Annotated in this window: 15 protein-coding genes; all 15 read right to left on the bottom strand. The window is 64.9% G+C overall.

Annotated elements, in window-relative coordinates; translation table 11 throughout:
* Positions 1–12: 12 nt before the first annotated feature.
* Positions 13–1,122 (bottom strand): LPD7 domain-containing protein, encoded by a 1,110-nt coding sequence (locus HN018_RS28130; RefSeq protein WP_171837874.1) that lies wholly within the window; start codon positions 1,120–1,122, stop codon positions 13–15.
* Positions 1,109–1,360 (bottom strand): hypothetical protein, encoded by a 252-nt coding sequence (locus tag HN018_RS28125; RefSeq protein ID WP_171837873.1) that lies wholly within the window; start codon positions 1,358–1,360, stop codon positions 1,109–1,111. Before HN018_RS28125 ends, HN018_RS28130 begins: the two co-directional genes overlap by 14 nt.
* Positions 1,360–3,507 carry a type IV secretory system conjugative DNA transfer family protein gene (locus HN018_RS28120; RefSeq protein ID WP_171837872.1) on the bottom strand — a complete coding sequence of 716 codons (2,148 nt, stop codon included), beginning with the start codon at positions 3,505–3,507 and terminating at the stop codon, positions 1,360–1,362. The genes HN018_RS28125 and HN018_RS28120 overlap by 1 nt, the downstream gene beginning before the upstream one ends.
* An 8-nt stretch (positions 3,508–3,515) precedes the next feature.
* A complete protein-coding gene (virB11, locus tag HN018_RS28115) occupies positions 3,516–4,547 on the bottom strand; it encodes a P-type DNA transfer ATPase VirB11 (RefSeq protein ID WP_239479506.1) in 1,032 nt (343 codons plus the stop codon).
* Entirely contained in the window at positions 4,544–5,734 is a 1,191-nt protein-coding gene (gene virB10 / locus HN018_RS28110; RefSeq protein ID WP_171837871.1) for a type IV secretion system protein VirB10, read from the bottom strand. Before virB10 ends, virB11 begins: the two co-directional genes overlap by 4 nt.
* The gene (locus tag HN018_RS28105) at positions 5,731–6,582 is read right to left on the bottom strand and encodes a TrbG/VirB9 family P-type conjugative transfer protein (RefSeq protein WP_171837870.1); all 852 of its coding nucleotides are present in this window, start codon (positions 6,580–6,582) and stop codon (positions 5,731–5,733) included. The genes virB10 and HN018_RS28105 overlap by 4 nt, the downstream gene beginning before the upstream one ends.
* Positions 6,579–7,307: a virB8 family protein gene (locus HN018_RS28100; protein ID WP_171837869.1), complete on the bottom strand. Its 729-nt coding sequence runs from the start codon at positions 7,305–7,307 to the stop codon at positions 6,579–6,581. Before HN018_RS28100 ends, HN018_RS28105 begins: the two co-directional genes overlap by 4 nt.
* A complete protein-coding gene (locus HN018_RS28095; RefSeq protein WP_171837868.1) occupies positions 7,304–7,489 on the bottom strand; it encodes a hypothetical protein in 186 nt (61 codons plus the stop codon). The genes HN018_RS28100 and HN018_RS28095 overlap by 4 nt, the downstream gene beginning before the upstream one ends.
* Before the next feature lie 65 nt (positions 7,490–7,554).
* Positions 7,555–8,571, bottom strand: a complete 1,017-nt coding sequence (locus HN018_RS28090) for a type IV secretion system protein (RefSeq protein WP_172443620.1) — start codon at positions 8,569–8,571, stop codon at positions 7,555–7,557.
* Positions 8,572–8,588: 17 nt separating this feature from the next.
* Positions 8,589–9,008, bottom strand: coding sequence for an EexN family lipoprotein (locus HN018_RS28085; RefSeq protein WP_171837895.1), 420 nt, complete (start codon positions 9,006–9,008; stop codon positions 8,589–8,591).
* Between the two features lie 3 nt (positions 9,009–9,011).
* Entirely contained in the window at positions 9,012–9,746 is a 735-nt protein-coding gene (locus tag HN018_RS28080; RefSeq protein ID WP_171837894.1) for a type IV secretion system protein, read from the bottom strand.
* 23 nt (positions 9,747–9,769) lie between these two features.
* A complete protein-coding gene (locus tag HN018_RS28075; protein ID WP_171837893.1) occupies positions 9,770–12,169 on the bottom strand; it encodes a VirB4 family type IV secretion/conjugal transfer ATPase in 2,400 nt (799 codons plus the stop codon).
* A complete protein-coding gene (locus HN018_RS28070) occupies positions 12,162–12,500 on the bottom strand; it encodes a type IV secretion system protein VirB3 (protein WP_171837892.1) in 339 nt (112 codons plus the stop codon). Before HN018_RS28070 ends, HN018_RS28075 begins: the two co-directional genes overlap by 8 nt.
* Positions 12,500–12,934, bottom strand: a complete 435-nt coding sequence (locus HN018_RS28065) for a TrbC/VirB2 family protein (protein WP_171837891.1) — start codon at positions 12,932–12,934, stop codon at positions 12,500–12,502. Before HN018_RS28065 ends, HN018_RS28070 begins: the two co-directional genes overlap by 1 nt.
* A 130-nt stretch (positions 12,935–13,064) precedes the next feature.
* Complete coding sequence (locus tag HN018_RS28060) at positions 13,065–13,928, bottom strand: lytic transglycosylase domain-containing protein (protein ID WP_171837890.1); 864 nt, start codon at positions 13,926–13,928, stop codon at positions 13,065–13,067.
* Positions 13,929–15,496: the final 1,568 nt, after the last annotated feature.

Raw genomic sequence — 15,496 nt, 5'->3', positions numbered from 1 at the left:
CGAGATCGGTCCCTACCGCCTACGGGTGCGGCGGGGTTCTTCGGGCTCGATGCGCCGCTCGGGCTGACGCTCGACCTGGCGCTCCGGCTGACGCTCCGGCTCAGCCGCCTTCTGCTGCTGTGCCGGCTCGGGCGCTGCGGCGACTCGCTTCAGCTCGGGGGAGAGGACGACCGGCCCTTCGGCCCTTTCCTTCTTCAACAGCTCAGTGGCAAAGTACGCCTTCAACTCGGCCTTGCCCTCGTTGCCGACCCTGTTGATCTCCCGGTCGATTTTCCCGGATACCGCCGCCAGAACGAGCCGCCCGTCCTGCGACAGCTCGGCTGTCGCCTCACGAAGCGCCTTGCGATGATCGACCTTCGGCGACGCGGGGTCCTGCTGTGCAGGCGCAGCGTTGGGTTCCACCTTGGGGCCAGCCTCCGGCCTCTCGGCAACGGGCGGCCGCGGCGTGGGCGAGCCGGGAGCTTGTTTCTCGGTCGAGGGTGCCTGTTGCGCCGGAGCTTGGGGCGTCGGCGTCAGCACCGTGGGGCTTGCGGGAGAGGGCGCAGGGGTTGCGCGTGATGCCGCCTGGCGGACCTCGTTGCCCTCCGGTGCCTGCGGCGGCGGGCGGACAGACGGGCCTTGCTCCGCGCGGCGACGATCGGCCTCCTGCCGGTCGACATCGCTTGCCTTGTAGCCCTGGGCGGTGATGCCGCGCGCTGCTGCCTCGATCCACGCCTCGCGCTTGAATTCCGCAGACCCGTTGACCTTTACCTCCTGCCATCCCCGGCTTTCGGCCAGGGTCAGGATGGCGCGGATGGTGGTTAGGTCCTCGCGCTTGCTGCTGATGGCGGTGTCGTCGGCGCGAATCGCGAGCGCCGTCTTCTTATAATCATCGTAGTAGCGCCGCTGGGAGCCCTGTTCCTCGACGTAGTAGGCCCGCCTGATAGCCTCCGGCTCCGCTGCGTAGGCCGGGGCCTTAGCCTCGCTGGCGGCCTTCCTGGCCTCGCCTTGGGGGGCGACCGATGGCCCCGCCGGACTTGCACGGTGCAAGTCTGGGGGGGGTGCCTGATCCTGCCGCTGCTTCACTTCCTCGACGGTGTTCGTCGGCTTGGTCGCATCCTTTATGCGGTCAAGCAGTGCCATATCCGGCCTCCATATCGGCTTGTGTGGGAAGGGCGCGAACCACGGCCGCGAGCCAGGCGCGACCCTGTTCCGCATCCGCGTCGGCCAGGGACGCGGTAAGGGTGGTCGGGGCCATGGGTAGCGCCTCGATCAGCGCCGCCAGATCGCAGCGGATTGCCGCGGCGGCGGCGTTTTGGGCATCGTGAAATCGGCGCGGTATCAGCACGTCCACGTTGTCCAGTTGCGTGTTCATCGTCATCAGGCGGCGGCGCTCCTTCCTCGTTTCGATGATTCGACGGTCGGCACACCATCAAGGAGCGAAGCGAGCATCGCCTTGCCGTCCTTGAGGGCGTACTGGCTCAGGTCCACATTCGTACCCATCAAGCCGGCCACGAGGCCATTGGCTTGATGCGGACGCAGCGTGGGGGTGTCAGCCGGCGCCGGCTCCGGCGCTGGGTTTGCTGACAGGCTTGCGGCAGGCTGACTGGTAGAGCCTGATGCAGGCAGGGCGCCCATTTCCTCGCAGACCTCGCCGATCGGCGCCTTGGGCTTCGCTTTGTCCCGGCCAGCCGCTTTCTTGACCGGAGCTGGTGTCGTCGGTGCCGGGCTGGCTTCCTGGGTCGCTGCTGCGGGAGGAGTGGCACCAGAGGCCGCGGTCGGCTGCGCGCCTGCCTTCTGATCCGGGACGCGGCGAACGCGATTGATGACCTCGATCGGCTGTATGGACGGAGGGGCGATGACAAGGCGCGTGAAGAAGCGATCCTTGAAATGGCGGATGCGGCGGACCTTGCAGGGGTGCATGGCTGCGCGCAGCACGATCGCCTCCCGCTTCTTGAGCATGAGGATTTCCTGCGGCAGCAGCAGCGGGCGGGCCTGATCGCTTTCGGTTTGGTTCGCGGCCTTGGACCGGAACGCGCTCCAGAACCGCGGGCCGGACCGGCTGACACCGCTTACGGTGTCATTGCCAAGGCGGTCGCTCAGCTCCTTCGCCAACTCGAGGTTCTTAGTGCCGAACACAACCTCCACACCGCAGTTGTCGAGGATCGCGGTCGCCTTGTCAGGGCCGTACAGGTCGGGATCGCGGAGCTGCGCCTTGCTCTGCATCACCAGCATCATGCGAATATTGTAGCCCGCGACGTAGCTAAAGGCGTTCGCCAGGACCGGCATCGGCCCCAGCAAGGGGAACTCGTCCAGCAGCATCAGCACCTGGTGCTTTGCCTCCGGGTCAAACTGTGGCAGCACTTGAACAGTTAGATCGACAAGCTGCTGAAAGAATAGAGAAAGCAATGGTTGAAGCCGGGCGATATTGTCCGGTGTCACGCCAACATAGATCGCACAAAGATGACGCCGCAAATCCCGGAGATCGAAGTCACTCTCCGAAGTTGCTGCATCGATTCTTGGGTTGATCCAAAGGTTGAGCTTCGAGGTAACGGTCTTGCGAATATCGGCAACGGTATCGGCATTGCCGGATAGATAGTCCTCCAGAGCCGTCATGCACGGCTCCGAATAGGGCTTCCCCTGAAAGGCCCGCTCGCTCATCGCTTCAAGCATCTCGGGGGCGGCGCTGGTCCTGGTGAAAAGCCGCAGGACCGAGCCGAGGGAAAAATTGGAGCCCTCGGTCTCACCAAGGTAGGCAGTAGCACCTATGAAGGCCGACCTGGCGCTATCGGAGAAGAACTTGCCGTTGCCCTGTTCTTCCGGGAACAGCATGCCCGCGATGCGCTGTATGTCATCGATCGCGTCGATGGTGCCGCGTCGGACATAGCTCAGCGGGTTGTATCGAGCTGTCCGACCGTCCGGAGACAAAGGGTCGAACAGATAGACCCGTTGACCGGCCCTGGCGCGGATGCCGGCCGAGGCCGCCCAATTCTCCTTCTTCACGTCGAGGCAGACCAAGCTCGCCTCGTACAGCAGGCAGTTCGGGATCACCAGGCCAACGCCCTTGCCCGAGCGGGTAGGAGCGTAGCAAGCGACGTGCTCAGGACCGTCGAAGCGCAGGTAGCGGCGGGAGCCGAGCTTGCCGAGGTAGAGGCCCCCGAAGCCGGCCAACAGGCCGTTCTCGCGCAGCTCGCCCCGTCTGGCCCATTGGGTGGACCCGTGCAGCAGGCGGTTGCTGCCCGGCAGGCCCTTGCGAGCCACGGCGATGCCGAACAGCAGCAGCGGGACGCCGATCGCCACGCCGGCCGAGAGCTTGAGCCATAGGCCGACAGCAGGATGCTGGAAACCGTAGAACCACCAGTACAGCCACCAGTCGGCGAATGGCAGGCCGTGGTGCTGACCGATCAAGCCGGTTCCGGCCAGGAAGATGGTCGATGCGAGCACCGACCAGAGGGCGACGAGCGCCGCGGCGCCGAGGGTGGCGAGGGCGGCCTTAGCGGGGAGCGGCCATTCGGCCAGGTCGATCATGGTGGCCTCTACTCGGCAGCGACGAGGATGGGGGCGGGCGAGGCGAGCTTGGCGTCGGGGTCGAACCAGACCTCACGGATGCCCCGGCTGCCGTCGCGGCGCTTCTCGCAGTGGATCACCACGTCGACGAGCTGGCGCAAGAAGGCGCGCACGTCGGGATCCGCCAGGTGCCTGCCCGCCTCGTGCTGCTTGACCATGAGGCGTAGGGCGTCGAAGGCGCCGGCCGCGCTGCCGGCGTGCAGGGTGGTGATGGAGCCCGGATGGCCCGCAGCGACGCCACGGATGAAGGAGAACGCAGCGCCGTCGCGCAGCTCCTGCATCAACACGCGATCGGGCCGCATCCGGAGTGCCGCCTCGATTAGCTCCTCGGAGCGGACCTTGGCGAGCCCCTGGTCACCCTTGGAGTAGAACAGCGGCACGACGTTACGCCGCGCCAGGTTGAACTCGGCGGCGTCCTCGATCGTGACAAGACGCTCATCGTCAGGGATTTCCTGGATCAGCGCCTTGGCGACGGTGGTCTTGCCGGAGCCGGTGTCGCCGCTGGCGAGCATGGTCTTACGGGACCGCACCGCGAGGGCGAAGAAGCGCCGCCAATCCCTGGCGCGGTGCAGCTCGCATAGCTCGTCATCGGCAGGGTGCGGGCGGCGCTGCGCGTCCATGGTATGTGCGAATAGTCCACCACTCTCGAGAACGGCGAGAGAGGGCGAGAAGCTGTTCGGACGGCGAATCGTGAGGCTGACCGTGCCGGCCTCCACGGCGGGGGGCCGGCATATCTGCACACGCTGCCCATCCGGCAGCATCGAGCCGCATAGGGGGCGGTCCGGTCCGACATCCTGGGAGGACATGGCAGCGCACAGGACGGCGATGCCGTCGAGCCGATCGAATGTCAGCTCCGGCACATCGCGCCAGGTCCAGCCGCCGCGACGCTCGATGCCGACCTCACCCGGTCGATTGATAACGACCTCCGTCACGGCGTCGTCCGCGAGGTCGGCGGCGATCGGCGCGAGCAAGAGTCTCAGGGTCCGCTCGCCGCGTCTCAACGAACGGCTCCCGTGAGATCGGTAGGAGCGAGGTAGGTAGCGGCGACCTGATACACGGTAGAGAAATCGAGATCGCGAGCGACGAAAATGCTCACCAGCTCGCCCTGATTCTTACGCAGGGTCGGACGGATGTTGATGCTGTTGTCGAGGCTGGTGCTGGCGACGCTGGAGACGTTGCCGGTGTTGATGTAGTTCGACCCGCTCGGACTGACCGCGGCCACGCCGGCCTGGATGCCGCCCTCAACAAGGGAGAGCATGAGGGCGCCGCCGAACCGCTGCCAGAAATGGTTGTCCACTGTGCCGTCGAAGCCGGACCGGCCCAGCGGATCGGCAGCCGGACTGTCGAGGTTGATGATGACGCCGCTCGGAGTTTCAGCACGGGTCCATAGGACAAAGAGCCTGTCCTGCCCCTGCGTCATGCCGCCGTGAAACTCGCCGACGATCTTGGTCCCGCGATCAAGCAGGGTGATGCCGCTCTTGCCGATCACGTCCTGCGGTATGATGCATGTTGTGAAGCCGGGAAGGGTGCTGTCCATGGCGGTCTGCAGCACGCAGCCGATCACCGTGCCCTCGGTCAAGAGATAGGGCTGGTGTTGCAGAACGCTTGCGGTGACGCTGGTGATAGGCGTGGCCTGGAGCTTGGCCGCCAGCTCGTTCGGACCGGTGCCGCGCAGTCTGGCAGCCCCATTGCCTTCCTCCGGCCCGCCTATCGTCCCGCCGCCGGCCCCGCCGGCGCCGCCGCCGGTATAGACGAACAACCCGGCATGACGGGCCTTGGCGAGCGGATCGACGGGCTGCTTGTTGTTGCCGAGCTGCTGCATGAAGGAAGGCGCCGCCGGTCCCGTTGTGACCGGCAAGGCGGGCGCGAGGACCACGGGCCGCGGCAACGAGTAGGTGGCGGGCACGACCGATGGGGGCGGTAGAGCAGGCTCGTAGCGCGTGACCTGGCGGACCTGGAGTCGGTCGGCCGAGATCGCGTTCGGATCGACATGCTTGTGCGCCGGCCGGAGTAGGATGAAGGCGACGGCCGCACCCGTGGCGCAGCCCAGCATGATGGCGCCTTGCTTTCGGCTGAAACTGGACCTGCCGGCCACGTCGGAGACGTGCCGCTCGCCTGGCAGTATGGTTGCCCCGGGTGGTGGCGCCTGCGGCGGGCCAGCCGGGTTCTGAGGCAGATCGCCGCTCATGACCCGGCCCCTCGAACGGTGCGAACGACGCTTGCATCGGTGGTGCCCGTGCCGGGGTTCTGGCCGATCGGGTTGAAGGCCAGGTCGAACACGCGAAGCACATCATGCCCGTAGCGCAAGCGGAACTCGCGCGCCGTGGTGGACACCACGGCTAAGTCACCGTGCATGGTGTAGGGGACGATGCCTTCCTGCCCATCCGTCGCGACCGTGTAGATGGTCGGCAGGGTCATATTGCCGGGGAAGCGGAAGGCAGTAAGCCGGCCGTTGTCACTGACTTCAAGCGGTTGAATCGCGGTTGAGCCTTGCGCGGTGTAGCGCCAGTTCCGGGGGCCATAGTAGAAATCGACAGCAAGCCGGTTCTGCGCCACCAATTCGTCGGCGCCGGACTGCCGCTTGCGGTCCGCCTCATCGGCTTCCTGTCGAGCGTCGTCGGGATAGACAAAGTTGATCGCGAACTGAGCGCCGGCGGCCGGCTCATCCACCGTGCCGGCATGGGCGACCAGCTCGAATTGGTAGGATCGGAACGACCCATCCGGCCGCCTGGTCACCACTTGGGCATTGGTCGGCGCCCGGACCTCAGTCGGCTTGAGGAACAAGAGGTTGCCGGTAGGGCCGGCAAGCCAGGCGTCGGCATCGCCAATGGCAACCTGCGTGATGCTCTCACCAGGCGCGAACATTATCTCGGTGCTGGCGAAGGTGCCGCCGATCACCCGGACCACGTTCATGGGATTGTAGGCGACCACCCGCACGCGGGAGTCGTATCGTCCGGCGTGAGGGGTCTGGACGGCAAGCGCCGGGCCGGCGAGCGCGCAGCTCGCGACTGTGGCGAGGACTAGGCTGCGCCTCATTGAGGGCTCTCCTGATCGGCATGAAAGCTGGTGACGAGAAACCCGTCCGGGTTGACGTTGATCGCGCTGCCGCTGATCGGGCCGGAAGCGAAGTCGAACCCGATGGTGGCGACCATGTGCTTTACCGCGAGCAGGGTGTCGCCCTTGCGCTCCTGCTGGGTGAAGCGGACTTGCGCCAGCTTGGGTCCGAGGAACGAGGTGGAGACCCAGTTGACGGTGGAGCTGCCGCCGCGGCCGAGCAGGACCTGCGGGCTTTGTGGGTTCGACCCCTTGAACCAGTCGGCGTAGAGCTGCTGCACGTCCGCGGTAGACATGAGGTTGACCGCATCGAAATCGCGCTGCGCCTCGGGGTAGTTGTAGCCCTGGCGATGAAGCACGTACTGCCAGAGGAAGTAGCGGCGCTCGGCTTCTGTGGCGGCGAGCTCGCCGCCACGCACGTCATAGACGCGGTCGACCATGCCCGTGGTGTTGTCCACACGGAACACGACCGGGACGACGGTCTTGAGCGGAGTAAGCCCCGCGACGGCTATGCAGGCCGTGGCGGCGACGATGCCGGCCGCGAGGGCGACCGACCAAGCGAGCTTGGTGCTACGCTGCGCGGCCTTGAGGCGGTCACCTTCGTAGCTCGAGACCTGCGCGAAGTAGGCTTCCAGCAGTTCGGGGTCGTTCGCGACGGGCCGAGCTTGGAAGGCGGCTACCGGCGCCCGCTTGGCGATCGCGTTCATGCCGGGCCTCCGTTGTTGGTGGCGGGCATGATGGGCGGCGCCGCCAGGTCATTCGGACCTGGCGTCCAGCGGCCGATATTGAGCTGACGCACCGGGCCGGCCGCGATCGGGAGCGGATCGCCGTCGCACGCGGCGACCGCCAGGGGGAGCAGCAGGGCCAGGGAGAGGCGGCGGAAGGTCACGGTGCGTTCCTTTGTCGAGACAGAATCCAGGCGGATTCCTAGCTATGAGGGGCCGGCACGCAGGCTCAGGTTCGGGGCGTGGAAGCCTTGGAGAGTGACCCGCCAGGCGTCGGACCGATGCGCGGCAAGACAGAGCGGGCCCCGCTCAACATGGCGGCATCGGCCGACTGGCTGATCGCGCCCGCCTTGCTTGCCAGAGTGGACACACCCTTGGTCGCGACGCCGAGTGTCGCCCGCGCGATTGCCCCGGTGTGGAAGTGGAGACCTCCCGCGAGGGCGGTGCCGAAGCCAGGGATCTGGAAAGCGAGCAGGGCGGCAAAGGCGAAGAAGGCGCAGGCTGCCAGCAGTGTCCGCATCTGGTCGAAGGGATTGGTCCCAGTGTAGCCAGCGAGCTGCGTCACAAGCTGCGATTCAACCTCCAAGGTGATCGTCAGCAGGATCACGGTGACGACCTGAACTATCACTGCCGAAATCATCGCACCGATCCACCGCTCGAAGATCGGCTTGGTCACGACGAACAGCACGAGGGGCACCATGAGGGGGCCCAGGGCGACGAACACGGCGAGGCTAATATGAGAGATGAACCAGATTGCGAACGTCACCACACAGGCGAGTATGGCAATCGCCCAAAACACGACGATCAAGATCATCTCGCCGATATCGTACCAGTGCAGGAGCTTCCAGACCTGCAAACCAGCGTCATAGGACTTGAGCAGAAGCACATCAAAGGAATTGGCGCTGATAGCCGTGCCGCCTGATACTGACGAGGAAACGGCTTGCGTCAGGTCGTTTGGGAGGCTGACAAGAAAGAAGTCATTGACCCATGTGGCATATTCGCCGCCGTTGGTGGCGAACCACACGACAACGCTCAGCTTGATTGCCCGGCTTACCAAGCTGCCAATGCCTTCACTGGCATGACCACGAAGGATCAGAATGCCGGTAAGCGCGATGTAGATGATGACTGCTGTTTGAACGGGCGTAGCAGCATACGACACCAAAGCAGTCATGAGCTGCCCGAGGGAGTCAAGCAGTGGTGACTCGATGGTGTTGTAGATGTAGCTGAAAATTGCCGAGCCGTTCATCTGTCTACCCGTCTAGTCTAATGAGTTGCAGCCTGTTGTTCTGCCACGATGGAGGAGGCCGCGGGAGCGCAGGCTGGATCGGCACGGGCATGCTCAGGCGTCATGTGGCTGCAGAGGTTAAGCGTGAAGCGTCGCTCGTTCGGGCGCTTGGTCCAGTAGGCGGGAGTTCGCGGATCGCTGCTGTCACCCGCCAGCTCGTGCGTCTGACGGGCAGACGCCACCAAGTCGGCCCGGTGCGCGTTCCAGCAGTCCGCCGCGTTCCGCAGGTGGCCTGGATCGTTGAGGCAAGCGCTGTTGACCCGCGACCGGAGAGCCGGGTGCTGGACGTAGAACTCGACCGTGCGCTGCGCCTCGGGTGGGACAGGCTGCGCCGATACCGGCGCAGAGAGGGCAAGGAGCGCCAGGGTGAAGACTTGCACCGTGCAAGAGTGGCGCACGTCCTAGCTCCCGTTGGACGTGGCAGCGTCGGCTGCCAGCACGTCGTCGATGTTCTGGCGCTGCGTTTCGGCGTTCTGCTCATCGACGTTGCGGACCTGCGCGGCTTGAAAGGTCTGCACCGCCTGGGCCTGGACCTGCTGTGCGGCAATGTAGGTCTGCTCGGTGGCCATGCGGGCCTGTATATCGCCCACGGTCTTCTCGTCGGGAGCGTCCGTCAGAGTCTGCTCTAGGGACTGTATGACGTTGATGTGCTGCGAGGCCGAGAAGAACAGTTGATTGGCAAGTGCTTGGACGCCCGCTATCGAGTTAGCGTTTGTCGTCATCTGCTGCGCCGCAAAGTCGCTGGCTTGCGGCTGGTAGATGCGGTTCTGACTGGCATATTGCTGACCGAGAGGCCCCATGGCGCCCAAGGTCGTGCCATTCATGATCGTGCCGAGCGTGTTGGGGTCTTGCGAGATGATGTTTCGCAGCGCGGTCACGTTGAACTGGCTGCTGAACGAAGCGAGGGCGCCGGTTGGCGCGTGTGTCAGTGAGTCGAAGGTCTGCTCAGCCGTCGTCAACTGCTGCTCCATGTTTTTGAGCTGCGCCGCGAGCTGCTCAATCTGCTGCCCGCCCTGGACGACCGTCTTCGCCGTGTTCAACAGATTGGCGCCGTCGACCACCGGGAGTTGCGCGTGCGCCGCGCCGGAGGCGAACAACGTCACCGCGGCAAACCCCGCCAAAAGTATGATCCGCATCGTCTCTTTCCTCCTGCCCATCATTATGCCGCTGCCTGACGGAATCTCTGCCGGAAGGCCGGCAACCAGGCTTCCGGTTCCGGACCCAGCTCACGGATCAGTCGCTCCATGAGCGGGACCGTCTTGTTCGTGCCGGACAAGACCGCACGCAGATCATCGAGGCCCGACAGGTTCAGCTCGCAGGCTACGGAGATATTGCCCTGCTTGAGCAGGAAACGCCGTCCGCCGTCCGCGCTCGGCAGGACCAGGTCCTGCTGCACGGCCTCGAACTCGCCCTCGGTGAGCTTGAAGCCTGTGCGGTAGTCCAGCTCGTCCGCCTTGTCGTTCGGCATAAAAATCTGCGTCGGGCACTGCTCGATGATCGAGTGCGCGATCGGGCTGTTCAGCGCATCGCGTGGACTCTGCGTTGCGAGGATGACCACGCCGTTGAGCTTCCGGATGGTCTTGAGCTTGTCGTTGACCAGGTCGCGGAACGCCTCGTCAGCAAGCGCCTTCCAGAACTCATCGATCGCGACGACGACGCGGCGGCCGTCGATCAGCGCCTCTACTCGATGGAACAAATAGGCCATCACTGGACCGCGGGCGCGAGGATCGTCCAACACCGCCGTCATGTCGAAGCCGAGGAAGGGCGCATCGAGGCACACGTCGTCGGCATCGTTGTCCAGCACCCAGCCGAGCGATCCGCCCTGGCACCACTTTTCGAGACGGGCGCCAGGACCGTTGGCATCGGCCTGTCCCAGGAAGGCGCGCAGCTCTCCCAGGGATCGATGGTCAGGCGGGAGCGACATGACCTGGCGCAAGCCCTGGTCGAGCCGGCGGTCCATGTCCGGCGGCAGCTCTGCGCCATCGGCGGCGATAAGCCCGGTGATTAGCTGCTTCAGAAAGACCAGGTTGCCCGGGGAGGCATCGAGCGCCTTGAGCGGTGCTAGGCCGGAGGGCTCGCCCGAAGGCAGCACGAGATACGAGCCGCCGAGGGCGCGGGCGAGGATTTCGCCGCCCCGGTCCTTGTCGAAATATACGACGGTGGCGCCGTGCTTCTCGGCAAGCGCCAGGGTGAACAGGACCCAAACCGTCTTGCCGGAGCCCGAAGGGCCGGCCACGAATATGTTGCCGAGGTCGGTCACTGTCGCGGTGGAAGCGTGCAGATGGAATCGGTAGGGGGTCCCGCCCGTAGTGCGGAACACCGTCAGGGGCTCGCCCCAATGCCCGCGCACCGGGCCGGGGGGATAATTGTGGAGCGATGCCATGGCCGCGAAATTGCGGCTGTTGATCGCGCCCGGCCGCGAGCGCAGCCGCATGTTGCCGGGGAGCTGCGCCCAATAGACTGCTTCGAGGGCGAGGTCCTCGCGCGTCACGACGGCGCCGCTTTCCGCCAGGTCGCGGCGTGCGCGGGCGACGACCTCGGATAGCGCCGGCAGAGTGTCAGCGAAGGCGACAAGCGTCAGGTGGTGGTCGCCCATGACGAAGGCGTTGCTTTGCAACAGATCGGCGGCTTCGGAGAGCCCGACCGTCTGGCTCGCCGCTTTGTCGGAAGCGTTCGCCATCTGGTTCTGCTTGCGGGTCATCTTGTCCTGCGCGACCTGCTTGTTGAGGAAGGCGAAGGTCTGCGTCAGCACGCAGGAATAGGGCGCAGCCAGAATCGAGTCGAACATGCCGGGCCAGGTCGAGGCGGGATATTCGCGCAGTCCAAAGCCGGCTGCGTAGGTCGAGCCACCAGGAGCGCGCAGCTCGATCGCCTCGCGTCCAATGATGACCCGATCGGTATAGATCGCGCCGCCCAAGTGGCCATTGACCAGGGGGACCGGCATACGGTCCAGGGTCAACACCAGGCGCAGGGCCTCGGCGATCTCGGAGAAGACCACGCCACGCGCGTTCGACCGCAAGGCGAGCCGTTTGGGCTTATACTCAGCAAGGCCGGCTATCAGTGTCGTCACGGCTGTTTCGAGGCGCTCCATATCCGGCACCGAGGGCGTGCGGTTCAGCTCGCCGCGGCGGCGGCGATTGAGCAGGCCAGACACGCGCTGGCCGCCTGCCTGCGACGGGCGCAGGAGAACCGACAGGAACAGGTCGTTGCGGTAGAGCCGGCCATCCAACAGGCGGTCGCGATAGGCCGCGTCTAGCTCGCGTGCGAAGCCGCTCCGGCACTCCCCGATCGGATACTCGTCAGGGTCCGCCATCGAGCGGATGACGTGCGTTGCGAGCACCATGCGATCGGAGGCAATGTTGCGGAACAAAATGTTGCGCTGCGCGTGCCGGGCATTGACCAGCTCCGGGTCCGCCGTCTCCCATGCGATCCCGCCCAGGCGGATCATGACCAGCTTAGAGCCATCATCGAGCAACAGCGTGCCGGGCGAGGCATGACCCACGAAGGGCACGTAGGTATCCGGCTCGCGCTCCCGCGCGACGGCGCCGAGCCTAAACATGGATGCGGACCTCCCGGGCAGTACGAGCGCGGCCGAGAGGAAGCGGGCTGACCGACGAGCCGCCCCATCGGGCGGCGTTGCGCGCCCGTCCCTTGGTGTCCACCCAAAGGCGGGCCACGCCGAAGATGTTGTAGTCGCGGCTGATGACGGTACGGACGATGTAGTGCAGCACGACCCCGATCAGCATGTAACAGGGGTTCTTCATGATGATGAAGAACATGACGGTGCCCATGGAATTGAGACAGGCGGCCTCGATAGGCACGCCCTGCCACATGGCAGGGCGTGTGCAGGCGAGAAACAGCGTGTCCACTGTGATCCCGCGCAGTGCCATCAGGCAGAACCAGTGATCTGGCCGACGATCCACGCGGACGAGAAGACGATCGCGCAGCCGAGAACCACGCCGCCGAAGGTGCGGAGCGAGAAGGTGCCAAGCATGGCGCCCACCCCGGAGAGCGCGATCGCGATCACGGCGATGACCTGACCCGTCGTGCCCGTGATGAGGTTCATCACGTTGGTCAGGAAGGTGTTGAGCGAGCCGGCGCCGCCGGCCGTGACGGTCTGCGCGGCGGCCGGGTGCATCGAAAGGATCACCAGGGCCGTCACGAGGGCAGCAGGCGCCACAACGCGCGAGCGAGCAGCGTGGTCCTTGAGGCCGGTTGCGACAGCTCCAAGGCGGGTGCCGGTCGAACGGAGGCGGGTGCCGGCGACGGCTAGCGCGAGGGTGACGGAGGCGGCTGCAGCCTCGCTAGGGGTGGTGTGGTTCATACCGGTGTTAGCTCCCAAAGAGGCTTCACAGGGCCAGGGCGGGCGTGCCGGACTTGCACGGTGCAAGTCTGCGGGGCCACGACGGGGCGGCCAGCTCTCCCCGTCGATCGGATGGAGGCGACGGTGCGGTTCAACGCACATCGTTCTGTGCCTCGATGCTCAGGCGTTGCCCTGGGGCCGGTCCGGCAGGAGCGGACGGCGCAGGGAGGGCAGCGGAAAGGGCGGCAGGAACAGCCGCGGGCGACGGAACAGGCGACGCGCCGAACACTTGGCCGTGGCCTGCCTTGGCGCGCGCATACACGTCCCAGCTCGGAGGCAGCGGCTGCGCTAGGACAGCAACGTCATCGGCGGGCGTTGCGGGCTGCGCGGGAGGGGCGTCGCCCTTCACGCGGAGCGCCGGCACCACCAGCTCGGCCGACGCCTGGACACGGCCGACGTAGCCATTCGCCACCCCGCGCACCGGATCGCCCGTATTGTAGCGGGACAGAGCCTGTTGAACCGCGGGCTGGGTGTCCCGGCCGGATGCCGGCGCCGCGTAGCCGTCGACCAGCACCCGGTCAGCCGCCGACAAGTTCAGGCAGGGGTCGAACGTATCCGCGACCGACAGACCAAGACGCGGCAGGTTGCCGCTGTTGATCTGCATGAGGCCGAGATCGACCGAGTGCCGGCTGACCGTGACCAGCTCGACGCCGAGGGCAATCGCGTCCTCGCGGGTGGCGGGATGGTACGTGCGACCGGTGCTGTTGTCGTGCAGCGTCAGCACGTCGAACCCGCTCTCAGTGTGCGCTACGGCAGCGAGCGTCTCGACGGCGACATGCTGTGCGCAACCCTTCGCGTCCTCGGTGAAGGTCGAGAGCGAAAGGGTCGCCGCGCCCGCGGTCAGCGGGACGAGGATGGTGGTCGCAAGAGCGAGAAGGCTAGTCGTCCATATCTGGGGGAGAGGTAGGGGACGGGGGCGTGCCGGCCGGTAGGTCGGAAAGGCTGGCTCCTCCAAGTGGAGCATCACATGCGAGCAGGCCCTTAAAGCGAGCCAGCTCAGGCGCACGGGCAACGTAGATACAGATCGGACCCAGGAAGCCGAAGTCGTCACGAAGCAGGGCCAGGAGACGCCCAGCATCTCGATAAGTGCGGTCAGATCGGTCCGAATGGGTCCGAAGCGGTAGGTAGTGCTTGTTCCAGCTCGGTCGCAGGTAAGGCAGGAACTCGAACCCACCAGCTTCATGCCGAGCGACGAGGAAGCATCCTCGGATTGTTCCGCCATCCCGTAAGGATGTGCGGATTTCCCTTTCTTGGAGTGTCTGCAAAACGGCCTCGAATCCCGGCAGTTATCGGCTGTTGCGACTTGCTGGTCGTCTGAAAGCAGATAAGGGGCAGCGCCCCCCTCAGCGTTCACAGATCGCTCGCGCGCCGATGGGGGCATTTTGCCCCCAAGACTCACACTACCGGAATGATCGGGGAAATCGAGGCTGATCGATGACGCCCGACCGCGGGACGCGAGTCGCCCCAAACGATTCAGCATTTCGTTCCGGGGCAACGTCAACAGAAGTAAAAGGCTTTCAGAAATCGTCTTTACTCCCTTCCAACGACACGCTCCGTTACCCAGAGCTAATCACAGTATTGTGTCACTTGGAAATGGGTAAATCACGATGTTTGAACGAAATTCGGCGGGCCGTGGCGGATTTTGCACCGCATCATAATGTTGATGGGGTGGAGATGGACTGCCGCCGAAAAAATCTCAGTCTCGATTGAACTCTTACAACCTCAGGTGGTGCGATTGACACTTGCCGATGTGAGGGAGAGATTATTGTCGCTCAAGCGCACGATCGCGCTTGACAGGGCGCGTATGGACGCGCTCGCGGTTAGCGGTCACAGTGGATAACTTGAATTGTGAGAGGTCTGGCCTAACGCGCTGAACGCACGAGCCAAGAACAGGAAAAGCCACCCCTGGCAGGGCGGCTTTTCCGAGAAGGCACAAGAACAACGAGCTGACGGGCTCCGGTCACGAAGGTAAGGGCGGCGATTTTCGCCGTCAAGACCCTCGCAGGTGTTGTTCTGCCTTCTCCGATGGCTCGTCCCCCAAAGGACGAGAGAGAGATGAAGAAGCACCAATCATCGCCACGAAAGCCTCGACAGCAGCTCATCGACCGAGCGATCCGGCTTCCCCTGCCGCCGGCTCAGAAGCTCCAGCCGGCCGAAGTCGGCGCGATCATGAAGCGAGCGCGGAAGCTAGGACGCCAAGACTTGCTAACGCCATACGATCATCGAGTACTCGACGCCCTGCTATTCCAGTGCCGTAACCCGCTCTCAGGGGCGGTCGTGGTCAGCTACAGCGCCCTTGAGAAGATCACTGGCATCAGTAGAGCCACGATCGTCAAAGCCGTCGCGAGACTCTTGAGCTGCGGCTTGTTGAACAGGATCAAGCGGCGGTTACGTGTTGTCTGGCATCAAGGCGGTACAGCGAGCCTGCAAGCTCCAAACGCCTACAGCTTCAACGTCCCCGGACCTGGTCACACAGAGTCAGTGGCGCGGGCGGTACAAGAAATCAAGGAAGATATCTTTACG

Source organism: Lichenicola cladoniae, assembly GCF_013201075.1.
GTDB lineage: Bacteria > Pseudomonadota > Alphaproteobacteria > Acetobacterales > Acetobacteraceae > Lichenicola > Lichenicola cladoniae.
The sequence above is the reverse complement of the archived record's forward strand: the minus strand, read 5'-3'. Positions and strand labels throughout refer to the sequence as shown.